General features: G+C 72.7%; 22 protein-coding genes and 1 riboswitch. Of the genes, 14 read left to right on the top strand and 8 right to left on the bottom strand.

Annotation, left to right across the window (positions count from 1 at the left end; genetic code table 11):
* Positions 1–43 precede the first annotated feature (43 nt).
* Both nagA and QWJ13_RS23460 read right to left on the bottom strand, forming a co-directional pair.
* Positions 44–1,225, bottom strand: a complete 1,182-nt coding sequence (gene nagA, locus QWJ13_RS23465) for an N-acetylglucosamine-6-phosphate deacetylase (protein WP_316526868.1) — start codon at positions 1,223–1,225, stop codon at positions 44–46.
* Positions 1,222–2,169 (bottom strand): ROK family protein, encoded by a 948-nt coding sequence (locus QWJ13_RS23460; protein WP_316526867.1) that lies wholly within the window; start codon positions 2,167–2,169, stop codon positions 1,222–1,224. Before QWJ13_RS23460 ends, nagA begins: the two co-directional genes overlap by 4 nt.
* 334 nt (positions 2,170–2,503) lie before the next feature.
* Here QWJ13_RS23460 and QWJ13_RS23455 point away from each other — a divergent pair, with 334 nt between their 5' ends.
* Positions 2,504–3,784 (top strand): extracellular solute-binding protein, encoded by a 1,281-nt coding sequence (locus QWJ13_RS23455; RefSeq protein WP_316526866.1) that lies wholly within the window; start codon positions 2,504–2,506, stop codon positions 3,782–3,784.
* A gap of 35 nt (positions 3,785–3,819) precedes the next feature.
* Here the strand turns inward: QWJ13_RS23455 and QWJ13_RS23450 are convergent, their stop codons facing one another.
* Positions 3,820–4,170 (bottom strand): cupin domain-containing protein, encoded by a 351-nt coding sequence (locus tag QWJ13_RS23450; RefSeq protein ID WP_316526865.1) that lies wholly within the window; start codon positions 4,168–4,170, stop codon positions 3,820–3,822.
* Between the two features lie 172 nt (positions 4,171–4,342).
* Here QWJ13_RS23450 and QWJ13_RS23445 point away from each other — a divergent pair, with 172 nt between their 5' ends.
* The gene (locus tag QWJ13_RS23445) at positions 4,343–4,579 is read left to right on the top strand and encodes a DUF3263 domain-containing protein (RefSeq protein ID WP_316526864.1); all 237 of its coding nucleotides are present in this window, start codon (positions 4,343–4,345) and stop codon (positions 4,577–4,579) included.
* 48 nt (positions 4,580–4,627) lie between these two features.
* On the top strand, positions 4,628–5,467 hold the full coding sequence (otsB, locus tag QWJ13_RS23440; RefSeq protein ID WP_316526863.1) for a trehalose-phosphatase: 840 nt from the start codon (positions 4,628–4,630) through the stop codon (positions 5,465–5,467).
* Positions 5,468–5,470: 3 nt separating this feature from the next.
* Here the strand turns inward: otsB and QWJ13_RS23435 are convergent, their stop codons facing one another.
* Together QWJ13_RS23435 and QWJ13_RS23430 are read right to left on the bottom strand one after the other, a co-directional pair.
* Complete coding sequence (locus QWJ13_RS23435) at positions 5,471–6,937, bottom strand: alpha,alpha-trehalose-phosphate synthase (UDP-forming) (RefSeq protein WP_316526862.1); 1,467 nt, start codon at positions 6,935–6,937, stop codon at positions 5,471–5,473.
* A gap of 38 nt (positions 6,938–6,975) precedes the next feature.
* Positions 6,976–7,977, bottom strand: coding sequence for a glucosyl-3-phosphoglycerate synthase (locus QWJ13_RS23430; RefSeq protein ID WP_316526861.1), 1,002 nt, complete (start codon positions 7,975–7,977; stop codon positions 6,976–6,978).
* 148 nt (positions 7,978–8,125) lie between these two features.
* A riboswitch (SAM riboswitch) is annotated at positions 8,126–8,260 on the top strand.
* A gap of 16 nt (positions 8,261–8,276) precedes the next feature.
* Here QWJ13_RS23430 and thrC point away from each other — a divergent pair.
* The 6 genes from thrC (at position 8,277) to QWJ13_RS23400 (ending at position 13,294) form a co-directional block, all read left to right on the top strand.
* A complete protein-coding gene (gene thrC, locus QWJ13_RS23425; RefSeq protein WP_316526860.1) occupies positions 8,277–9,557 on the top strand; it encodes a threonine synthase in 1,281 nt (426 codons plus the stop codon).
* Positions 9,558–9,588: 31 nt separating this feature from the next.
* The gene (locus QWJ13_RS23420; RefSeq protein ID WP_316526859.1) at positions 9,589–9,867 is read left to right on the top strand and encodes a ubiquitin-like small modifier protein 1; all 279 of its coding nucleotides are present in this window, start codon (positions 9,589–9,591) and stop codon (positions 9,865–9,867) included.
* Between the two features lie 560 nt (positions 9,868–10,427).
* On the top strand, positions 10,428–10,631 hold the full coding sequence (locus tag QWJ13_RS23415; protein ID WP_030289665.1) for a cold-shock protein: 204 nt from the start codon (positions 10,428–10,430) through the stop codon (positions 10,629–10,631).
* A gap of 345 nt (positions 10,632–10,976) precedes the next feature.
* Positions 10,977–12,599, top strand: a complete 1,623-nt coding sequence (gene groL, locus QWJ13_RS23410; RefSeq protein WP_316526858.1) for a chaperonin GroEL — start codon at positions 10,977–10,979, stop codon at positions 12,597–12,599.
* A gap of 95 nt (positions 12,600–12,694) precedes the next feature.
* Positions 12,695–13,051 carry a DUF8819 family protein gene (locus tag QWJ13_RS23405; protein WP_316526857.1) on the top strand — a complete coding sequence of 119 codons (357 nt, stop codon included), beginning with the start codon at positions 12,695–12,697 and terminating at the stop codon, positions 13,049–13,051.
* Between the two features lie 21 nt (positions 13,052–13,072).
* Positions 13,073–13,294, top strand: coding sequence for a hypothetical protein (locus QWJ13_RS23400; protein ID WP_316526856.1), 222 nt, complete (start codon positions 13,073–13,075; stop codon positions 13,292–13,294).
* Between the two features lie 15 nt (positions 13,295–13,309).
* Here the strand turns inward: QWJ13_RS23400 and QWJ13_RS23395 are convergent, their stop codons facing one another.
* On the bottom strand, positions 13,310–13,942 hold the full coding sequence (locus QWJ13_RS23395; RefSeq protein ID WP_316526855.1) for an HD domain-containing protein: 633 nt from the start codon (positions 13,940–13,942) through the stop codon (positions 13,310–13,312).
* A gap of 101 nt (positions 13,943–14,043) precedes the next feature.
* On the opposite strand from QWJ13_RS23395, the gene QWJ13_RS23390 reads away from it, so the two are divergent.
* The 3 genes from QWJ13_RS23390 to QWJ13_RS23380 all read left to right on the top strand — a co-directional run bounded on the left by QWJ13_RS23390 (position 14,044) and on the right by QWJ13_RS23380 (position 16,154).
* Complete coding sequence (locus QWJ13_RS23390; protein WP_316526854.1) at positions 14,044–14,397, top strand: PadR family transcriptional regulator; 354 nt, start codon at positions 14,044–14,046, stop codon at positions 14,395–14,397.
* Positions 14,394–15,320, top strand: a complete 927-nt coding sequence (locus tag QWJ13_RS23385; RefSeq protein ID WP_316526853.1) for a hypothetical protein — start codon at positions 14,394–14,396, stop codon at positions 15,318–15,320. The genes QWJ13_RS23390 and QWJ13_RS23385 overlap by 4 nt, the downstream gene beginning before the upstream one ends.
* A gap of 147 nt (positions 15,321–15,467) precedes the next feature.
* Positions 15,468–16,154 (top strand): copper homeostasis protein CutC, encoded by a 687-nt coding sequence (locus QWJ13_RS23380; protein WP_316526852.1) that lies wholly within the window; start codon positions 15,468–15,470, stop codon positions 16,152–16,154.
* Positions 16,155–16,200: 46 nt separating this feature from the next.
* Here the strand turns inward: QWJ13_RS23380 and QWJ13_RS23375 are convergent, their stop codons facing one another.
* On the bottom strand, positions 16,201–18,252 hold the full coding sequence (locus tag QWJ13_RS23375; RefSeq protein WP_316526851.1) for a HelD family protein: 2,052 nt from the start codon (positions 18,250–18,252) through the stop codon (positions 16,201–16,203).
* Between the two features lie 311 nt (positions 18,253–18,563).
* On the opposite strand from QWJ13_RS23375, the gene QWJ13_RS23370 reads away from it, so the two are divergent.
* Positions 18,564–18,725, top strand: coding sequence for a hypothetical protein (locus tag QWJ13_RS23370; protein WP_316526849.1), 162 nt, complete (start codon positions 18,564–18,566; stop codon positions 18,723–18,725).
* A gap of 81 nt (positions 18,726–18,806) precedes the next feature.
* Here the strand turns inward: QWJ13_RS23370 and QWJ13_RS23365 are convergent, their stop codons facing one another.
* The gene (locus tag QWJ13_RS23365) at positions 18,807–20,444 is read right to left on the bottom strand and encodes a DNA repair helicase XPB (protein WP_316526848.1); all 1,638 of its coding nucleotides are present in this window, start codon (positions 20,442–20,444) and stop codon (positions 18,807–18,809) included.
* A gap of 135 nt (positions 20,445–20,579) precedes the next feature.
* Between QWJ13_RS23365 and QWJ13_RS23360 the strand changes: the two genes are divergently transcribed.
* Positions 20,580–20,840 carry a hypothetical protein gene (locus tag QWJ13_RS23360; protein WP_316526847.1) on the top strand — a complete coding sequence of 87 codons (261 nt, stop codon included), beginning with the start codon at positions 20,580–20,582 and terminating at the stop codon, positions 20,838–20,840.
* Positions 20,841–20,844: the final 4 nt, after the last annotated feature.

Here is a 20,844-nt window from a genome sequence, read left to right as displayed (position 1 = left end):
ACGGCCGCCCGTCCCCGAGGGGGAGGGCGGCCGTCGGCGTCGTTCAGACGGACTTCACGCGCCCGAACTTCTCGCCGCCGAGGACCCACCGGCCGCGGCGCATCACGGCGACCAGCTCGTAGCTCCCGGAGTCGACCACGACCAGGTCGGCGAACTTGCCGGCCTCCAGCGAGCCGATCGAGTCGCTCAGGCCGAGCAGCCGCGCCGGGGTGGCGGACAGCGACTCGACGGCCTGGTTCAGGCTCAGCCCGTTGACGGTGAGCGCGCGCTTGAACGCCACGTCCAGGGTGAGGGTGGAGCCGGCGATCGCGCCGCCCTCGACCAGCCGGGCGACGCCGTCCTTGACCTCGACCTGCAGCGGGCCGAGCGGGTAGAGGCCGTCGCCCATGCCGGCCGCGCCCATCGCGTCGGTGATCAGGGCGACCCGGCTCGCGCCGGCGGTGCCGAAGGCGAGGTCCAGCACGGAGGGGTGCAGGTGCACGCCGTCGTTGATCAGCTCGACGGTGACCCGCTCGTCCTCCAGCAGCGCCACGATCGGGCCGGGGGCGCGGTGGGCGATGCCGGGCATGGCGTTGAACAGGTGGGTGGCGACGGTGGCGCCGGCCTCGATCGCCGCCAGGGTGGTGGCGTAGTCGGAGTCGGTGTGGCCGACGGCGGCGATCACGCCGAGGTCGGCGAGCATCCGCACCGAGTCCAGGCCGCCGGGCAGCTCGGGGGCCAGGGTGACCATCGTGGCGTGGCCGCGGGCGGCGTCGACCAGCTTGCGCACCAGCGCCGGGTCGGGGTCGCGCAGCAGGTCGGGGCGGTGGGCGCCGCAGCGGCCCGGCGAGATGAACGGGCCCTCGAAGTGGATGCCGGCCAGGACGCCGTCCTCGACGAGTTCGGAGAGGACGTGCGCCTGGCGGGCGACCTCGTCGATCTCGCCGGTGACGGTGGAGGCCACCGTGGTGGTGGTGCCGTGCTCCAGGTGGGTCCGGGCGGCCAGCAGCGCCTCCTCGGCGATGCCGGAGGTGTACGCGGCGCCGCCGCCGCCGTGGACGTGCAGGTCGACGAAGCCGGGCACGACGGTGTACCCGGTCAGGTCGAGGTCGCCGGGCGCGGTGTCGCCGCCGAGGCCGGCGATGCGCTCGCCCTCGACGGCGAGGCGGTCGCCCTCGACGACGCCGCCGGGCAGCACCAGTCGGGCGCCGGCCAGGGCAGTACGGTCACGGTCCGCGGTGGTCACGCGGTCACCTCCAAGGAGAGCAGATCCCAGGCGAGCAGGCCCGCGCCCAGGGACGCGGCGGTGTCTTTGAGCATGGCGGGAACGACCTTCGGGGGCATCTGGAAGGTCAGTCGCTCGGTGACCGCCGCGCGCAGCGGAGTGAAGAGCGTGTCGCCGGCCTCGGCCAGCCCGCCGCCGACGATCACGGTGGACGGGTCGAGCAGGCTCTGGGCGACGACGATGCCGTCGGCCAGGGCGTCGACGGCCCGCTGCCAGACCGCGACCGCGCGGTCGTCCCCGGCGTCCACCGCGGCGGCGCAGGATGCCGCGTCGGCGTCGGGGTCGCCGCTGGCCTCGGCCCAGGCGCGCGAGACGGCGGAGGCGGAGGCCAGGGTCTCCAGGCACCCGAGGGCGCCGCAGCCGCACCGCGGGCCGCCCTGGCGGACCTTGACGTGGCCGATCTCGCCGCCGTAGCCGTGCGCGCCGGCCTCGATCCGGCCTTCGACGCCGATGGCGCCGGCGATGCCGGTGCCGAGGGCGACGAACAGGAAGCGGTCGACGCCTCGACCGGCTCCGAGCCGGCCCTCGGCCAGGCCGCCGGAGCGCACGTCGTGGCCGAGGGCCACCGGCATCGCGCCGCCGTCGGCGCAGGCCAGCCGCTCGCCGAGGAGCTTTCGCAGCGGCAGGTCGCGCCAACCGAGGTTGGCGGAGAAGACCGCGATGCCGTTCTTCTCGTCGATCGTGCCCGGGACGGCGACACCGGCCGCGAGCGGGGCGACGCCGAAACGGCTGCGGCCCTCGTCCGCCAGGTCGGTGGCGAAGTCGAGGATGGCGGCGACGACGGCGTCCGTGCCGTGCTCCCGCCCGGTCGGTCGGCGTGCCTCGAACAGCACGGAGCCGTCCTGGGCGAGCAGCGCGGCCTTCATGCCGGTGCCGCCTACATCGAGTGCGATGACGTGCTTCACGGGGGACAGTTTCCCTTGGTCGGGTCGAAGAGGTCTAGTCCAGTTGTCGGATTGGTCTGGTCCATATTGGGTGAGCTTTGTCGCAGCTGCGGAGTCTGCGGGGCTTTGCTCCGGCAGCACCGGGAGCACGTGGGGCGCGGCCGGGGCGTGCGGGCGGCGGCCGTGTTGCGCATCGTGCAACGACTCCGGGCACTTCGGTAACTCCTCGGGCGGGCCGGGCCGCTGACGTGGACCGGCGGAGGGCGGGTTTGGCAGTGTTGCGCCGCCCCCGCCGGATTTACCCCCGTTCCGGCCGGTGTCCCCCCTCCCGCATCCCCCGAAGGCGGTACCCGCGTTGAACAGGCGCGCCCACGTTCCCACCCGTGTGCTCGGCGGTGCGCTGGCCGGAGCACTGGTGCTCATCGCGGCCAGCGCGTGCGGCGGGCAGGACGACGGGACCGTCACCCTGAAGCTGGTGGCGGCCGACTACGGGGAGAGCGTCGAGACCAGCTCCCAGCTCTACTGGGACGAGGTCGCCAGGGACTTCGAGGCGGCCAACCCCAAGATCAAGGTCAGCGTCGAGGTGGACAGCTGGACCGACATCGGCAAGAAGGTCGAGGACATGATCGCGGCCGGCAAGTCGCCGGACCTGCTCCAGACCGGCGGCTTCGCGGAGCAGGTCGCCGCGGACCGGCTGTACCCGGCGTCCGACGTGCTCTCGCTGGAGACCCAGGCCGACTTCCTGGAGACCTTCTCGCACACCGGCCAGGTGCTCGGCACCCAGTACGGGATCCCGTTCGTGTCCTCCTCGCGGGTGCTCTTCTACAACAAGGCGATGTTCCGCCAGGCCGGCATCACCCAGCCGCCGGCCACCTGGAACGAGCTGCGGCAGGACGCGGAGAAGATCAAGGCCAAGGTGCCGGGAGTGGTCCCGTACGGGCTGCCGCTGGGGCCGGAGGAGGCGCCGGCCGAGTCGATGCTGTGGTCGCTGAGCGGCGGCGGCAGCATCTCCGACGACGTCGGCAACTACACCATCGACAGCGACAAGAACCAGGCGACGTTCGGCTGGCTGAAGAACAACCTGGTGGCCACCGGCCTGACGTACCCGGACCCGGGCAAGGTGAACCGCACCCCGGTGTACCGGGACTTCGCGGCCGGGAAGGTCGCGATGCTGAACGGGCACCCGACGCTGCTGCGGATGGCCGCCGCCGGGAACATCGAGTTCGGGACGGCGCCGATCCCGAAGAAGGACGGCGTGGGGCGGACCGGGAGCCTCGGGGTCGCGGACTGGATGATGGCGTTCAAGGCGAACGGGCACAAGAACGAGATCAAGAAGTTCCTGTCCTTCGTCTACGGCAAGGACAACCAGCTGAAGTTCGACGAGCGCTACAACCTGCTGCCGGTCACCCAGGACGCCTTCGACCAGATGACGGCGGACCCGAAGCACGAGGACCTCAAGCAGTTCGCGGTCGGGCTGACCAACGCGAGCTTCTACCCGTTCGGGGACCCGGCCTGGGGCGTGGTCAGCGACCGGATCAAGGCGGGGATCGGCCAGGCGGTGACGGGCGACCCGAAGCAGGCGCTCGGCGCCCTGCAGGACGCGGCGGCCCAGGAGGCGGCGAAGGTCCGCAAGTAGGACCGGGACTGAGCCCCGGTCCGGGTGGGCGCGCGTCAGGGGAGCGTGATGGCGTAGGCCTTGCGGAGGGTCTCGTGGACCGTCCAGGTGGTGCGGTCGCCCTCGCGCAGGACCGCGCAGTCGCCGGGTCCGACCTCCAGGGTCGGGCCGCCCTCGATCTCGATGGTGGCCCGGCCGCTGAGCACCACGAACATCTCGTCGGCCTCGACGTCGGTGACCACGCCCGGGGTGATCTGCCACAGGCCGCGCAGCTGGCGGCCGTCGGCGGACTCGGACAGCACCCGGCCGGTGACCTCGGGGGTGCCGGAGACGATCTGGGACGGGTCGAGCGGGTCGGGTTCGAGGTCGGCGGTCGGGATGTGCAGGGCGAAGCTCGGCGTGGTCATGGGGCGACGTTAGTGCGGGCGCGGGCCCGGCGGGGAGAGCAGGGTGTGTCGGGCTCGCGCGGGAGAATGACACTCCGTAGCGGTGGGCGGAGGTGTTCTCGATGGGCGAGCCGGGTGTGTCGGGCTCGCGCGGGAGAATGACACTCCGTAGCGGTGGGCGGAGGTGTTCTCGATGGGCGAGCCGGGCGAGCTGAGTGAGCGGGACCGGGCGGTGCTGGCGCTGGAAGGGCGGCAGTGGCGTACGGCCGGGGCCAAGGAGCGGGCGATCCGGGAGGAGCTGGGACTCTCCCCGACCCGGTACTACCAGCTGCTGAACGCGTTGCTGGACCGGGAGGAGGCGCTGGCGCACGCGCCGGTGCTGGTCAACCGGCTGCACCGGATCCGGGAGGCACGGCGGGCGGCCCGCTGACCGGTCCGCCGGGTGCGGAGCGGCGGGCTCCGGGGTAGGGGCTTCGGTATGGGCTTTCAAGAGATGTTCGTACCGGGCACCGAGGCCGGCCGGGACGGGGTCCGGGCCGTACTGGCGGCGCCCGAGCACGCCGTCGTCGGGCTGGACTTCGACGGGACGCTGGCGCCGATCGTGGCCGATCCGGGGCAGGCGCGGGCGCACCCGGGGGTGGCCGGGGCGCTGCGGCGGCTGGCTCCGGCGGTCGGCGCCGTGGTGGTGGTGACGGGCCGGCCGGCCGCCCTGGCGGTGGAGTACGGCGGGTTCGCCGACCTGCCCGGCGTGGTGGTGCTGGGGCACTACGGCGCCGAGCGCTGGGAGGCGGGGGAGCTCACGGCGCCGCAGGCGCATCCGGGGGTGGCGCGGGTACGGGCGGAGCTGCCGGCGGCGCTGGCCCGGGTGGGGGCGCCCGAGGGGACGTGGGTGGAGGACAAGGGGCGCTCGGTGGCCGTGCACACCCGGCGCACGGCGCGGCCGCAGGAGGCGCTGGAGCTGCTGCGGGCGCCGGTGGAGGAGCTGGCCGCCTCGTACGGGCTGGTGGTGGAACCCGGACGGCTGGTCCTGGAGCTGCGGCCGCCGGGGGTGGACAAGGGCGCGGCGCTGACCGGCTTCCTGCGGGAGCGCGGAGCCCGTTCGGTGCTCTACGCGGGGGACGACCTGGGGGACGTGGCGGCCTTCGCCGCGGTGGAGAAGCTGCGCGGCGAGGGCCTGGCCGGGGTGCTGGTGTGCGCCGGCGCGGTGGGGGACGCGCCGGTGCGGGAGCTCGCCGACCGGGCGGACCTGGTGGTCGCCGGGCCGGAGGGCGTGGTGGAACTGCTGGACACCCTGGGCCGGGCGCTCACAGCGCGCTGAGGCTCACAGGGCGTTGAGCTGGTCCAGGAACCACTGCTGCGGGGGGAGCGCGGTGGCGGCGGCGGCCAGCCGCTTGGTCCGGTCGGCGCGCTCCTCGCGGCTCATGGCGAGGCCGGCGTGCAGGGCGTCGGCGGTCGCGATGACGTCGTACGGGTTGACGGTGAGGGCGTCGTCCCCGAGTTCGGCGTGGGCGCCGGCCTCGCGGGAGAGGACCAGGGCGCAGCCGTGGTCGGAGACGACCGGGACCTCCTTGGCGACCAGGTTCATGCCGTCGCGGATCGGGTTGACCAGGGCGACGTCGGCCAGCCGGTAGGCGGCGAGGGAGCGCGGGAAGTCGTCGTCGACGTGCAGGATCAGCGGCTGCCAGGTGGGGGTGGCGAACTCGGCGTTGATGGCCTCGGCGAGCTCCTGGACCTGCGCGGTGTAGTTCCGGTACTCGGCCAGGTCGGTGCGGGACGGGTAGGCGAAGGCGATGTGCACCACCCGGTCGTGCCACTCGGGGCGGGTGCGCAGCAGGTGCCGGTAGGCCTGGAGGCCGCGGACGATGTTCTTGCTGAGCTCGGTGCGGTCGACCCGGACGATGGTGCGGCGCTCGCCGACGGCCGCGCGCAGGGCGGCGAGGCGCTCGTCGACGTCGGGACGGTGGGCGCGCTCGCGCAGGAAGTCGGCGTCGGCGCCGAGGGCGTGGACGCCGAGCCGGGTGGTGCGGCCCTCGAAGGTGACGGTGAGCGCCTCGTGGTCGACGGTGGCGCCGAGCACGTCCGCGCAGCAGGCGGCGAAGGCGCGGGCCCAGCGCTCGGCGAGGAAGCCGGCCCGGTCGGCGCCCAGGATGCCGGTGAGTACGGCCCGGGCGACGTCGTCGGGCAGCAGCCGGTAGTACTCGGGCGGGGCCCACGGGGTGTGCGAGAAGTGGCCGATCCGCAGGTCGGGACGGGCTGCGCGGAGCAGGGCCGGGGCCAGCGAGAGGTGGTAGTCCTGGACGAGGACCGCGGCGTCCGGGGCGGCCTCGGCGGCCAGGGCCTCGGCGAAGGCCTCGTTGTACGCCCGGTAGGCGGCCCACTCGGTGCGGAAGTCGGCGTCGAAGGCGGGCGCGGTGGGCGTCGCGTACAGCAGGTGGTGGACGAACCAGAGGGTGGAGTTGGCGACGCCGTTGTAGGCGCGGGCGAAGGTCCGCGGGTCCAGGTCCAGCATCCGTACGGCCTGGCCGCCGACCTCGTGGCCGGCCAGGTCGAGGCGGCCGTGGGGGGCCTCGGCGGCGGCTCTGCGGTCGGAGTCGTTGAGGGCGGCGCAGACCCAGACGGCGTTCGGGTCCTCGATCGCGGAGAGGCCGGAGACCAGGCCGCCGCCGCCCCGCCGCAGGGTCAGCGTGCCGTCGTCGGCGGTACTGAAGGACACCGGTCCCCGGTTGGAAGCCACCAGGACGGGGGCGGTGCCGGTCGCGTTCGAACGGTTGGTCGTGAGATCGCCCATGGTTGGGATGTTGCCGGGGCCCCGGCGTGGCAAACCCGTCAGTGCCGGGTGGCGTACTCGGGGACGGTGTGCATCGGGGGGCGTTCCTGGGCGGTGACCGGGTGGGTGTGGGCGGTGAAGGCGCGGCTGAGCGGGTCGCGGGTGAACTGGGTGAGCTGGGGGTGGACCAGGTCGGCGGAGGCCTTGAGGCGGTGGCTGCGGTCCAGGCGTTCGAGGGCGGTCCGGTAGATGGTGGCGGCCATCCGGCCGAGGGCCTGGCCGTCCTGGTGGCGGTGGTGCCGGACGCCGACGTCCACCTGGGCCAGGGCGTCCAGGCCGGCCAGCTCCAGGGCGTCGACCAGGAGGCCGAGTTCGACGCCGTAGCCGGTGGGGAAGGGCAGTCGTTCGAGCAGCGAGCGGCGGGCCGCGTACTCGCCGCCGAGGGGCTGGACGAAACCGGCGAGTTCCGGCCAGTGGAGGTTCAGCAGCGGGCGGGCGACGAGTTCGGTGACCCGGCCGCCGCCGGCCGGCAGCACGGCGCCCTCCGACTCCAGCGGGCGGTCGTACATGGCCTTGACCAGCTGGATCGACTCGTCGGTCAGCAGCGGGCCGACGATGCCGGAGACGAAGGCCGGGTCGAATTCGCGCAGGTCGGCGTCCACGAAGCAGACGATGTCGCCGTGGGTGACCAGCAGCGAGCGCCAGAGCACCTCGCCCTTGCCGGGGACGGCGGGCAGCCGGGGCAGGATGGCGTCGCGGTGCTCGACCCGGGCGCCGGCCTCGGCGGCCTCGGCGGCGGTGGCGTCGGTGGAGCCGGAGTCCACCACGACGAGTTCGTCGACCAGTGGGAGGCGCTCCATCAGCTCGCGCCGGATGGTGCGGACGATGTCGCCGACGGTGGCCTCCTCGTCCAGGGCGGGGAGGACCACGCTGACCGTGCGGCCGGTGCGCTCCTTGGCCGCGAGGAGGGTGTCGACCGGCCGGTCGGCCGCGCTCCAGGAGCGTCGGCTCAGCCAGGACGCCGCCTGCGGGAGGAGCTCGGGGGTCGGTTCGGCGGGCACGGAAGTCTCCTCGGCGGGGTCGGGTGGAACGGGTCATCTCGCGTGGCGGACGGTCCCGTTCAGGATTGACGCCTTCGGATACAGTCTTCGTACAGCGGTCGGACCTTTGCACGTCGGGGTCGCCGTTGAGCACCACCACAATTTCACAAGCTCATCCAGAGGGACTGAGGGAACGGCCCGTTGACGTCCCGGCAACCTTCTCGCGCGGCTGTCTCGACAGGCCCCGGCGGGACAGGTGCCAATTCCGGCCTGTGGCGCGACCGCGCCGCGGGGAAGATGAGGAGAGAGGCCTCGCCATCATGGCTAGCGACACTGCCGCACCTGTTTCCGTCGACCTCGGCCCCGCCGCCGCCCTGTCCTGTCGGGAGTGCGGCACCCGGTTCCCGCTCGGTCCCAGCTTCGCCTGCCTGGAGTGCTTCGGCCCGCTGGAGATCGCCTACGAGTTCGGCAGCGAGGCCGCCGAGGAGCTGCGCAAGCGGATCGAGGCCGGTCCCGCCTCCATCTGGCGCTACGCGCCGCTGCTGCCCGTCCCGGCCGACGTGGCCTCCAAGCCCAACCTGAACCCGGGCTGGACCCCCCTGGTGAAGGCCGACAACCTGGGCCGGGAGCTCGGGTTCACCGCCCAGCTGCACATCAAGGACGACTCGGGCAACCCGACCCACTCCTTCAAGGACCGGGTGGTCGCCTGCGCGATCGAGGCGGCCCGGGCGTTCGGCTACACCACGCTGTCCTGCTCCTCCACCGGCAACCTGGCCGGCGCGGTGGGCGCCGCGGCGGCCCGCGCCGGGTTCCGGTCCTGCGTGTTCATCCCGCACGACCTGGAGCAGGGCAAGGTCGTGATGGCCGGGGTGTACGGCGGTGAGCTGGTCGGCATCGAGGGCAACTACGACGACGTGAACCGCTTCTGCTCGGAGCTGATCGGCGACACGGCCGGCGAGGGCTGGGGCTTCGTCAACGTGAACCTGCGGCCGTACTACGGCGAGGGCTCGAAGACGCTGGCGTACGAGATCTGCGAGCAGCTCGGCTGGCGGCTGCCGGAGCAGATCGTCATCCCGATCGCCTCGGGCTCGCAGCTGACGAAGATCGACAAGGGCCTCCAGGAGCTGATCAAGCTCGGCCTGGTCGAGGACCGGCCGTACAAGATCTTCGGTGCCCAGGCCGAGGGCTGCTCGCCGGTGTCGGCCGCGTTCAAGGCCGGCCGGGACGTGATCAAGCCGGTCAAGCCGGACACCATCGCCAAGTCGCTGGCGATCGGCAACCCGGCCGACGGCCCGTACGTGCTGGACATCGCCCGCCGCACCGGCGGCGCGGTGGAGGACGTCACGGACGCCGAGGTCGTGGCGGCGATCCGGCTGCTGGCGCGGACCGAGGGCATCTTCGCCGAGACCGCGGGCGGGGTGACCGTCGGCGTGCTGAAGAAGCTCGTCGAGACCGGTCAGCTGGACCCGGCCAAGGAGACCGTCGCGATCAACACCGGCGACGGCCTGAAGACCCTGGACGCCGTCTCCGACTCCGGGATGACCGCCGTCATCCGCCCGACGCTGGACGCCTTCCGCGCCGCCGGCCTCGCCTCCGCCTGAACGACTTCACGAACCACCCGATAGGAGCGTCATGAGCGCCAACGTCCGCATCCCCACCATCCTGCGCACCTACACCGGCGGCGCCGCCGAGGTGACCGCCGAGGGCGCCACCCTGGCCGAGGTCATCGCCGACCTGGAGGCGAACCACCCGGGCATCTCCGCCCGCATCCTGGACGACACCGGCAAGCTGCGCCGCTTCGTGAACGTCTACGTGAACGACGACGACGTGCGCTTCGCCGAGGGCCTGGCGACCGAGATCAAGGACGGCGCCGGCGTCTCGATCATCCCGGCGGTGGCCGGCGGCTGCTGAGCCGTCGCGTCCGTCGCGGGAATCCCGCGGCCGTCCGTGCGTACGGAATTCCGTTCTCCGTATGCGCGGACGGCCGTCGGCATTTCGGCGGGAATATTTTCGGGTCGAGTCGGAGTAGAGTGTCGCTCGACTGGGAACATGGTTTCCTTTTCGCCCGCGCTTCTTCCGGGCGTGCTGCACCGCCCCCAGGGCGTTCGGCCGGTGGCACCGGCGAGTGAAACATGTCAGGCCGATGTCAGAATTCCTGCGGTCATTTGCGTAATTCGTCCGCTATGTCCGGCGCGGAATGCCGAGATCATTCCGATTCGGCCCGTACTGTCCCTTGACACCCCGGCGGAATTACCGGCGGCTGGCCCTGTTGCAGAGGGCGTCGATCCGGATACATTCAGCGGCGGTCGACGCAATCACCCGCTCGCCGGAAGCCGCCTGGCGTCCTGCGCGGAGGACTGCGGCGTGCACGGCTGCGCCCAGGGGGGGTTCCCCGGGCCGGCCTTCAAACCAACCCGGGCCCGCGACCTGCGGGCCCGTGAAGGGCCAGCACAGCACTAGGGGAGTTCGGAATGGCTCAGGGCACCGTCAAGTGGTTCAACGCGGAGAAGGGCTACGGCTTCATCGCGGTCGACGGTGGTGCGGACGTCTTCGTCCACTACAGCGCGATCCAGATGGACGGCTACCGCACCCTCGAGGAGGGCCAGCGGGTCGAGTTCGAGATCTCTCAGGGACAGAAGGGCCCGCAGGCGGACATGGTCCGCGCGGCGGTCTGACCCCTTCCGACCCCAGGAGCTCGGCGCGGCCCCACGGCTGGTGACCAACTCGCTTCTCGACGGGCCCGGACGACTCGTGTCGTGCGGGCCCGTCGGCGTTCCCCGACGGCCTCGACGGCGTTCCCGGAGGGCTCCGGCGGCGGCTCGCGGATCGTCGGTGGGGCTTGCACTCGACCACCGTGAGTGCTAATCATTGGCGTTAGCACTCACAGTGTGAGAGTGACAGCGGACCGGGTCGGTGAGGCCCCCGGGAGCGGCAGGGAATGGACCTCCGCGCACCAGGGCCGTCCGTCGCGGGCACCCCTTGGTCCGAGCAGTCGACCGTGTCCCGGAGGACCACTTCTGATGGCCAAGATCATCGCCTTTGATGAGGAAGCTCGCCGCGGCCTTGAGCGTGGCATGAACCAGCTCGCCGACGCGGTGAAGGTCACGCTCGGCCCCAAGGGCCGCAACGTCGTGCTGGAGAAGAAGTGGGGCGCCCCCACGATCACCAACGACGGTGTCTCCATCGCCAAGGAGATCGAGCTGGAGGACCCGTACGAGAAGATCGGTGCGGAGCTCGTCAAGGAGGTCGCCAAGAAGACGGACGACGTCGCGGGTGACGGCACCACCACCGCCACCGTGCTCGCCCAGGCCCTGGTTCGCGAGGGTCTGCGCAACGTCGCCGCCGGCGCCAACCCGATGGCCCTGAAGCGCGGTATCGAGAAGGCCGTCGCCGCCGTCTCGGACCAGCTGCTGGCCCAGGCCAAGGACGTGGAGACCAAGGAGCAGATCGCCTCCACCGCCTCCATCTCCGCCGCTGACACCCAGATCGGCGAGCTGATCGCCGAGGCCATGGACAAGGTCGGCAAGGAAGGCGTCATCACCGTCGAGGAGAGCAACACCTTCGGCCTGGAGCTTGAGCTCACCGAGGGCATGCGCTTCGACAAGGGCTACATCTCCGCCTACTTCGCCACCGACCTGGAGCGCATGGAGGCGACCTTCGAGGACCCGTACATCCTCATCGCCAACTCCAAGATCGGCTCGGTCAAGGACCTGCTCCCGCTGCTGGAGAAGGTCATGCAGAGCGGCAAGCCGCTGGTCATCATCGCCGAGGACGTCGAGGGCGAGGCCCTGTCGACCCTGGTCGTGAACAAGATCCGTGGCACCTTCAAGTCCGTCGCCGTCAAGGCCCCGGGCTTCGGTGACCGCCGCAAGGCCATGCTCGGCGACATCGCCATCCTCACCGGTGGCACCGTGATCTCCGAGGAGGTCGGCCTCAAGCTGGAGAGCGCCGGCATCGACCTGCTGGGCACCGCCCGCAAGGTCGTCATCACCAAGGACGAGACCACGATCGTCGACGGTGGCGGCGACAGCGAGCAGGTCGCGGGCCGCGTGAACCAGATCCGCGCCGAGATCGAGAACAGCGACTCGGACTACGACCGCGAGAAGCTCCAGGAGCGCCTCGCCAAGCTGGCCGGCGGCGTGGCCGTCATCAAGGCCGGCGCGGCCACCGAGGTGGAGCTCAAGGAGCGCAAGCACCGCATCGAGGACGCCGTCCGCAACGCCAAGGCCGCCGTCGAGGAGGGCATCGTCGCCGGTGGTGGCGTCGCGCTGCTGCAGGCCGGTGTCGCCTTCGACAAGCTGGAGCTGGACGGCGACGAGGCCACCGGTGCCAACATCGTCAAGGTCGCGCTGGAGGCCCCGATCAAGCAGATCGCGACCAACGCCGGCCTGGAGGGTGGCGTCGTGGTGGAGAAGGTGCGCAACCTCCCCGCCGGTCACGGCCTGAACGCCGCCACCAACGAGTACGTCGACCTGGTCGCCGAGGGCATCATCGACCCGGCCAAGGTCACCCGCTCGGCGCTGCAGAACGCCGCCTCCATCGCGGCGCTGTTCCTGACCACCGAGGCCGTCATCGCCGACAAGCCGGAGAAGGCCGCCGCGGCCGCCGGCGGCGGCATGCCGGGCGGTGACATGGACTTCTGATCCTGATCGTTTCGATCGGATCGGCTGGTTCTCGTCCGCGTGGGCGGTTCCCTTCGGGGAGCCGCCCACGCGGCGTTGTGCCGGACAATGGGGGGATGGCTTCCGACGACATCGAGACCGCCCTGCACAACGCGCGGGCACTGATCCTGGCCGACCTCACCGCGCGGGACGTGGCGGACGCCGCCGTCGTCTCGTTGGTGGAGCAGGCGGTGACGCACCGCCGCTGGTGGCTGGAGCAGTGGCCGGACGGCACCGAGTACGTGCTGGGGCTGGTCGCCCAGGACGTCCAGGACGCGCTGCTGGAGGCGTACGGGCGCTGGCCGCTGTGCACCGACTGCGCGGCCGACGGGGACCCGCACGCGCTGGGCGTGGAGCCCGAGCTGGGCCCGGAGCCGCACTGGGTGTGCGGCAAGCGGGGCGTCGTGGTGGCACCGGTGGGGGAGCTGTCCTAGCCCCTGTGTACGGTGCGCCGTATGGGACGGGGAACGAGGCGTGGTGCGAGGGGCCCCGCGGGGCGCCCGATCGAGCACTGGTTCTGGGGTGTGGTGGGGGCCTGCTGCGGGATCGCCCTGTGGTGGGCCGTGGTCGAGCTGCTGGGCGGCGACCAGGACGCCTGGTGGGCCGTCATGGGGCGGGTCTTCTCGGTGACGGGGGGACTGGCCGCCGGGGACCGGCTGAGGTCGCGCTGGGGCTGACCGGCGTACGGGTCTTCAGAGGGTGTCGAGTTCGGCCGTCAGGTTGGTCCGGGCGGCCCCGGTGAAGCGCTCCCGGGCGGCCGGGCTGCGGTAGAGCGCGGGCAGCGCGAGCAAGTGGCGCAGCACGGCGGTCCGTCCGGCCCGGAAGTCCGGCTCGGGGACGAAGCCGTACTCCTCGCGGACGGCGGCCGCGTACGCCGCGTACGCCTCGGGGGTGCCGCCGAGGACGGCGAGGTCCGCGTCGCAGAGCACCTCGCCGTCGCGGTCGCCGGGGGCCGGGTCGTGGTCGACGGTGAGCAGCACCAGGCGCTCGACCTCGGTGACCCGCTCGGCGGGCAGGCCGGCGGCGGTCAGGGCGCGGACGGCCAGGGCGGCGCTGCGCTCCTCGTTCTCGGTGCGGTCGGGGCGGTAGACGGCGTCGTGGAACCAGGCGGCGAGGCGGACGGTGTCCGGGTCGGCGGCGTGCCCGGCCAGCTCGTCGACGTGGCCCAGCACCGCGCGCAGGTGCGCGACGGAGTGGTAGCGGCGCTGTGGCTCCGACCAGCGGCGCAGCAGCTCCCGGCCGTACGGCTCCGGGTCGGTGGTCGCTCCGCAGCGGTGCAGCAGGGCGGTCCAGGCGGTGAGCAGGTCTTCGGGTGCGGTGGCCATGCGGCCCATTCTGTCGGGCGGTTCCGGCGGGCGGTCCGGGTTCCGGCGGGCGGTCCGGTTCCGATGGACGGGATGTGCCGGTCGGCGATATATGTAGACGCATGACTGAACGTGCCATGCAGGAGCCCACGCTGCTGCTGCTCACCGCGCTGGCCGATGCCCCGCGGCACGGCTACGCGCTCATCCAAGAGGTCTCCGCGATCTCCGACGGCCGGGTCAAGATGCGCACCGGAACGCTCTACGGGGCGCTCGACCGGCTGCTTCAGCAGGGCCTGATCGAGGTCGCCGCCGAGGAGGTGGTCGACGGCCGGGCCCGGCGCAGCTACGCGCTGACCGACGCCGGCCGGGGCGCGCTGGCCGCCGAGGCGGAGCGGCTGCGGGCCGTCGCCACCGAGGCCGAGCGCCGGCTGTCCGTCTCCGTTGCCAGGCCGAGGGTCAGGGGGGCCTTCGCATGAGTGATGCGACCGTCGCGGTGCGGACCGCGCTGGCGCTCTACCCGGGCCGCTACCGCCGCGAGCGGGGCGACGAGCTGATCGTCGTCTTCGCCGACACCACGGACGGCGTGGGCCCGGTCGACAAGGTCCGGGAGCTGTTCGACCTGGGCGCGTACGGGCTGCGGATGCGGACCGGGCTGACCTCGACGTCCCGGGGCGGGCGGCTGGCGACGCTGGCCGCGCCACTGGTGGCCGGGGCGGCCGGCGGGCTGGCTATGGGGCAGGTGCTGCTGGGCTACCTCACGTCCGGCGCCTCGGACGAGGGGTCGGGGCTGCGGTACCTGCTGCCGCACTGGGCGCTGCTGGTGGCGGCGGTGCTCGCCGCCGGCGCGGCGCTGGCCGGGCGGTGGACGGCCGCGAAGCTGCTGGCGGTGGTGTCGGCCCTGGCGGCCGTGGTGGACCTCGCGGTGGTGGCGAGCGCTCCGGGCGCCCCCCAGCCGCTCTGGGACTTCCTCTACGCCTTCCAGTGGGACGGCCCGTTCGTGCTCTGGGCCCTGGTGCTGCTGGCCGCGCCGAAGGACGTACTGCCGGTGCCGACCTGGCGGGAGCGGGCCCTGCTGCTGGCGGCGGCGGTGCTGGCCCCGCTCGCGGCGTTCACCGACAACGTCTACACCAGCTGGTACGAGCTGGACCCGCTGTGGCGGGCGCTGATGATCGCCGTGCCGCTGCTGATGGCGCTGGCCGTGGTGCGCGACCGCTACCCGGTGGCCGTCGCGGGCCTGGCGGCGCTGCCGTGGACCTTCAGCGTCAACCTGCACGGGCTCTGGCAGCAGGAGGGCGGGGTCTGGAAGCTGCTGCCGATGGCCGTGGCGACGGTGGCGGCGGCCGTCGCGCTGGTCCTGGTGGCCCGGCGCAAGGGGCCGGGCGGGCGGCTGACGGCCTGATCCCCGGCGGGGCGGCCTGATCCCCGGTGGGGCGGTCCGATCCCCGGTGGGACGGGCGTGATCCCCGGCGGGGCGGTCCGATCCCCGGTGACCGGAACGGATCACCGGGGGTCGCCGGGGGTGGACGGATGTGGCAGGCTGTCGAATATGTCTAGACCAATTTTCGAAGTCATCGCGCTGACGCCCCAGGACGCCCAGGCCGCCGAGTCGGGCGGCGCCGACCGGCTCGAACTGGTCACCGACATGGCCGCCGACGGGCTCACCCCGTCCGTCGAGGACTTCGGCCGGATCCGGGCCGCCGTCGGCCTCCCGCTGCGGGTCATGCTGCGGATCCGGGACGGCTTCGCCCCCGGCGACGTGGACGAGCTGTGCGCCCGGGCCGCCGCACTGCGGGCCGAGGGGGCCGAGGAGTTCGTCCTCGGCTTCCTCGACGCCGAGGGCGCCGTCGACCTGGCCGCCACCACGACCGTCGCCGAGGCGATCGCCGGCTGCCGCTGGACCTTCCACCGGGCGATCGACCACAGTGCCGACCGGGCCGCGCTGCGGGCCGCCGTCGGCGAACTGCCCGGCCTGGACACCTTCCTCACCTCCGGCACGGCCGCCGGGGTGGACGCCGGGCGGAAGGTGCTGTCGGCCGAGCTGGCCCGGGCCGGCGAACCCGGCTACCGGCAGCGGATCCTGATCGGCGGCGGCCTGCGCGCCGAGCACCTGAAGGAGCTGCGGGCGGAGGGCTTCGACGCCTTCCACGTCGGCGGCGCGGTGCGGGCCGACGGCTGGCGGACGGCGGTGGACCCGGCCAAGGTCGCCGAGTGGCGGGCGCTGATCGACGGCTGACGCCCCGCCCGGAAGGGCCGGTCCGATGGGCCGGCCCTTCCTCGTACTACCGCAACTGCTCGGGCAGCGGCTCGGCGTGCAGCACCGTCAGCCCGGAGACGGCACGGGTCAGCGCCACGTACAGCCGCCGCAGGCCGGTCCGCTCGTCCGGCTCGCCGGCGATCACCGCGGCCGGCTCGTCCAGCACCACGTAGTCGTACTCCAGACCCTTGGCCAGCGAGGCCGGGACGAGGGTGAGCCGGGCCTCGGCGCTGGTCTCGGTGCCGGGGGAGAGGTGCGGCAGGCCGGCCGCCGTCAGCGCCTCGGAGAGCCCCGGAATCCGGGCGTCGGCGGCGATCAGGCCGGTCGAGCCCTCGTGCTCCAGCGCCTCCCGGCAGGCGTCCAGGACCGCCTCCGTGCCGTCCCCCTCGGCGATCTGACGAACAGTCAGCGAGCCGGGCATCTCGCGGACCGAGGAGGCCGGGGCCAGGCCCGGGGCGATCGCCGGGAGCAGCCGGGAGGCGTAGGCGATGACCTCCTCCGGCACCCGGAAGCCCTTGGTCAGCTCCTCGATGTGCGCCTCCGGCTTGCCCAGGTGGTGCAGCGCCTCCGGCCAACTCGCCGTGGCCCACGGGGTGGTGCCCTGGGCGAGGTCGCCGAGGACGGTCGCCGAGCCGGTGGTGCAGCGGCGGCCGACCGCGCGGTACTGCATCGGGGAGAGGTCCTGGGCCTCGTCCAGCACCACGTGCCCGAGCGAGGGCGTGCGCTGCACCAGGTCGGTCGCCTCGTCCACCAGGACGGCGTCGGCCGCCGTCCAGCGGGCCGTCTTCACCGAGCGGCCTGGCTTGGGCCACAGCACCGCCTGCTGCTCCTCGGCGGTGAGCACGCCCTCGGCGCACTCGGCCAGGAACGCCGGATCGGAGAGCAGTCGCAGGACCAGCTTCGCCGGGTCGACGGGCGGCCAGCACTCCTTGACCACCGCCTTGACCGCGGTGTTGCGGGCCACCGCGTCCTGCACCCGGTCGTCCGGGGCCTCGCCGCCCTGCTCCATCTTCAGCAGCACGGCGTGCGCGATGCGCTGCGGCAGGGCGTCCCTGGCGGCGCCGTAGCGGACCTCGCGGCCCTTCAACTCCTCGATGATCTCGGTCAGTTCGTACGCCGGAACGCGCCAGCGGCGGGAGCCGCGGACCACCACGCAGGGCTCGGTGGGCAGCGTGATGCCCGACCGCACCGCCCGGCGCAGCACCTCGGCCATCCGGGCGTCGCCCTTCAGCCGGGCCGCCTGCGGGCTGTCCTCGCCCCGCACCTCGACGTGCCCGACCAGCTGCTGGACGGTGGCCTGGGCGACCTCCAGCTCGCCGAGGGCCGGGAGCACCTGCTCGATGTACGAGAGGAAGGCGTTGTTCGGCCCGATGACCAGCGTGCCGGTACGGGCCAGGCGCTCGCGGTGCGCGTACAGCAGGTAGGCGACACGGTGCAGGCCGACCGCCGTCTTCCCGGTGCCCGGCGCCCCCTGGACGCAGATGGTGCCCGTGACATCGGCGCGGACGATCTCGTCCTGCTCGGGCTGGATGGTGGCGACGATGTCGCGCATCGGGCCGACGCGGGGCTTCTCGATCTCGGCGGCCAACAGGGCGGAGGCCTGCTCGGTCTCGGCCGGGTCGGTGAGGTGCTCGTCCTCGTACGCGGTGAGTTCGCCGCCGGTGTAGCCGAAGCGGCGGCGGCGCTCGACGTCCATCGGCTCGGTGCGGCTGGCCCGGTAGAACGGCTGGGAGACCGGCGCGCGCCAGTCGATCACCATCGGGTCGCCGTCGGCGTCGTGGACGTGCCGGCGGCCGATGTAGAAGCTCTCCCCGCCGCTGCCCTCGGACAGCTCCTCGCTGATCGCGTGCAGGTAGTCGAGGCGGCCGAAGAACAGCGGGGTGTGCGAGAGGTCGGCCAGAGCGGCGATCCTGGCCTCGATCTGGTTCTGGAGGATGACGGTGGTGACCCAGGAGCCGGTCACGTCGCGGATGTCCAGTGACTCGACGTCGGCGCGCATGGCGCGCAGCGCGGCCCGGGAGGCGGCCAGGTGGTCGCGTTCGCGCTGGAGGGGGTCGGTGGTGGAGGTGGCGGGCACAGCGAACCTTCCCGGCTGCCCCGGTGGTGGGCGCAGCGGATCGTAGGAGCTCACGGTGGGTACGTCCGACCGGTTGCCGACCGGCCGGCACCTCCCCCGGCTGCCTGCGGGACTTCAGCAGGTACCACGGTGCGGGAGGGGCAGACGGACGATCTTAGACCCGTCCGTCCCGGGGTTCCAGCCGTTCGGGTCTCGGGGTTCGCCCTACCCCCGCCCCGGGGTCCCCCGTACACCGGGAGGACGACCCCCGCACCTGCGGATACGGCCTTTGGAGTGATGCCGGGGGCCGTCCGGGTGCCTACCGTTGACATATGAGCACCACGAACCGCACCCCCCGATCCGGCCCGTCCGGCGCCACCGCCGTCTCCGGGCGCCACCGCAACCCGCTGAGCACCGCCGTCCGCAACGTCGGGATCGCCCTGGACACCGCCGCGCGCGTGATCTTCCTCGGGCGCGACGGTGTCCGGTACTGAGGCCTTCCGGGCCGTGTCGTCCTACAGCACGTCGTCCTACAGCACGTCGTCCTACAGCACGTCGTCCTGCAGCACGTCGTCTTACAGCACGTCGTCCGCGTCGATGATCCGGTACGCGTAGCCCTGCTCGGCCAGGAAGCGCTGCCGGTGGGCGGCGAAGTCCTGGTCCACGGTGTCCCGGGCGACCACCGAGTAGAAGTGCGCCGCGTGGCCGTCCGCCTTGGGGCGCAGCACCCGGCCGAGGCGCTGGGCCTCCTCCTGGCGGGAGCCGAAGGTCCCGGAGACCTGGATGGCGACCGTGGCCTCGGGCAGGTCGATCGAGAAGTTCGCCACCTTGGAGACCACCAGGACGCTGATCTCCTTGTTCCGGAAGGCGTCGAAGAGCTTCTCGCGCTGGGCGTTGCTGGTCTCGCCCTTGATCACCGGGGCGTCCAGGGCCTCGCCGAGCTCGTCCAGCTGGTCGATGTACTGGCCGATGATCAGCGTCTGGTCCTTCTCGTGCTTCTTGACCAGCGCCTCCACCACCCGCCGCTTGGTCGCCGTGGTGGCGCAGAAGCGGTAGCGCTCCTCCGGCTCGGCGGTCGCGTAGGCGAGCCGCTCGGAGTCGGTCAGGGTGACCCGCACCTCGCAGCAGTCGGCGGGCGCGATGTAGCCCTGGGCCTCGATCTCCTTCCACGGCGCGTCGAAGCGCTTGGGGCCGATCAGGCTGAACACGTCGCCCTCGCGGCCGTCCTCGCGCACCAGCGTCGCGGTCAGGCCGAGCCGGCGGCGGGCCTGGAGGTCGGCGGTGAACTTGAACACCGGCGCGGGCAGCAGGTGCACCTCGTCGTAGACCACCAGGCCCCAGTTGCGGGCGTCGAACAGCTCCAGGTGGGCGTAGACGCCCTTCCGCTTGGTCGTCATCACCTGGTAGGTGGCGATGGTGACCGGGCGGATCTCCTTCCTCGTCCCGCTGTACTCGCCGATCTCGTCCTCGGTCAGCGTGGTGCGCTTGACCAGCTCGTGCTTCCACTGGCGGGCCGAGACGGTGTTGGTGACCAGGATCAGCGTGGTCGACTTGGCGTGCGCCATCGCGGCCGCGCCGACCAGCGTCTTGCCGGCGCCGCAGGGCAGCACGACCACGCCCGAGCCGCCGTGCCAGAAGCCCTCGACGGCCTGGGCCTGGTACGGGCGCAGCTGCCAGCCGTCCTCGGCCAGGTCGATCGGGTGCGCCTCGCCGTCCACGTACCCGGCGAAGTCCTCGGCGGGCCAGCCGAGTTTGAGCAGCACCTGCTTGATCTGCCCGCGCTCGGAGGGGTGCACCACCACGGTGTCCGGGTCGACCCGGGCGCCGACCAGCGGGACGATCTTCTTGGAGCGCAGCACCTCCTCCAGCACCGGCCGGTCGGTGGTGGTGAGCACCAGCCCGTGGGTCGGGTGCTTGAGCAGCTGGAGCCGCCCGTACCGGCCCATGGTGTCCGCCACGTCCACCAGCAGCGCGTGCGGCACCGGGTAGCGCGAGTACGTCACCAGGGCGTCCACCACCTGCTCGGCGTCGTGCCCGGCGGCCCGCGCGTTCCACAGCCCGAGCGGCGTCACCCGGTACGTGTGCACGTGCTCGGGCGCCCGCTCCAACTCGGCGAACGGCGCGATGGCCCGACGGCAGTCGGCGGCCTTGGGGTGGTCGATCTCCAGGAGAAGAGTTTTGTCGCTCTGGACGATGAGCGGTCCGTCGTTCACGCGGGGGAGCCCTCCACTGGCTGACAGGGTGGATTGACGCAGACCCTCCAGTGTCGCGCATCGCGGGTGGTGCTCGGGAGCGGTCCGTCGGAGGCTTCGAGTGACCAGGGTGTGGGCTGGCTCGTTGAGCTGGCCATGAAGAAGTCGAAGCGTGTTCTCACCGCCCTCGCCCTGATGGGCTCGGCCTTCGCGGCCACCGCCTCCTCGGCCGGTTCGGCCCACGCCCTCGCGGGCATCGGCGAGGGGCCCGGCGGCCTGCTCGCGGCGCCCGGGTTCCTGATCGCGGAGACCGCGACCGGGGGGTCGATGCCGATCGGGCAGTCGCAGATCGGCAGCGTGGCGGACAAGGTCATCCAGGACAAGATGAAGGAGGCGCAGCAGCCGCAGGGGCACTGAGGCC

Origin of the sequence: Kitasatospora brasiliensis (genome assembly GCF_032654805.1) — a bacterium.
GTDB lineage: Bacteria > Actinomycetota > Actinomycetes > Streptomycetales > Streptomycetaceae > Kitasatospora > Kitasatospora brasiliensis.
This window is presented reverse-complemented; position numbering and strand designations above follow the sequence as displayed.

What these genes read in the sequence shown, in the direction of transcription:
- QWJ13_RS23400 (WP_316526856.1), top strand. Translation starts at nt 13,073, where the DNA reads ATGGGACGGGGAACGAGGCGTGGTGCGAGGGGCCCCGCGGGGCGCCCG.
- groL (WP_316526858.1), top strand. Translation starts at nt 10,977, where the DNA reads ATGGCCAAGATCATCGCCTTTGATGAGGAAGCTCGCCGCGGCCTTGAG.
- QWJ13_RS23380 (WP_316526852.1), top strand. Translation starts at nt 15,468, where the DNA reads ATGTCTAGACCAATTTTCGAAGTCATCGCGCTGACGCCCCAGGACGCC.
- otsB (WP_316526863.1), top strand. Translation starts at nt 4,628, where the DNA reads ATGGGCTTTCAAGAGATGTTCGTACCGGGCACCGAGGCCGGCCGGGAC.
- QWJ13_RS23395 (WP_316526855.1), bottom strand. Translation starts at nt 13,942, where the DNA reads ATGGCCACCGCACCCGAAGACCTGCTCACCGCCTGGACCGCCCTGCTG.
- QWJ13_RS23370 (WP_316526849.1), top strand. Translation starts at nt 18,564, where the DNA reads ATGAGCACCACGAACCGCACCCCCCGATCCGGCCCGTCCGGCGCCACC.
- QWJ13_RS23360 (WP_316526847.1), top strand. Translation starts at nt 20,580, where the DNA reads ATGAAGAAGTCGAAGCGTGTTCTCACCGCCCTCGCCCTGATGGGCTCG.
- QWJ13_RS23415 (WP_030289665.1), top strand. Translation starts at nt 10,428, where the DNA reads ATGGCTCAGGGCACCGTCAAGTGGTTCAACGCGGAGAAGGGCTACGGC.
- thrC (WP_316526860.1), top strand. Translation starts at nt 8,277, where the DNA reads ATGGCTAGCGACACTGCCGCACCTGTTTCCGTCGACCTCGGCCCCGCC.
- QWJ13_RS23405 (WP_316526857.1), top strand. Translation starts at nt 12,695, where the DNA reads ATGGCTTCCGACGACATCGAGACCGCCCTGCACAACGCGCGGGCACTG.
- QWJ13_RS23420 (WP_316526859.1), top strand. Translation starts at nt 9,589, where the DNA reads ATGAGCGCCAACGTCCGCATCCCCACCATCCTGCGCACCTACACCGGC.
- QWJ13_RS23385 (WP_316526853.1), top strand. Translation starts at nt 14,394, where the DNA reads ATGAGTGATGCGACCGTCGCGGTGCGGACCGCGCTGGCGCTCTACCCG.
- QWJ13_RS23390 (WP_316526854.1), top strand. Translation starts at nt 14,044, where the DNA reads ATGACTGAACGTGCCATGCAGGAGCCCACGCTGCTGCTGCTCACCGCG.
- QWJ13_RS23450 (WP_316526865.1), bottom strand. Translation starts at nt 4,170, where the DNA reads ATGACCACGCCGAGCTTCGCCCTGCACATCCCGACCGCCGACCTCGAA.
- QWJ13_RS23435 (WP_316526862.1), bottom strand. Translation starts at nt 6,937, where the DNA reads ATGGGCGATCTCACGACCAACCGTTCGAACGCGACCGGCACCGCCCCC.
- QWJ13_RS23445 (WP_316526864.1), top strand. Translation starts at nt 4,343, where the DNA reads ATGGGCGAGCCGGGCGAGCTGAGTGAGCGGGACCGGGCGGTGCTGGCG.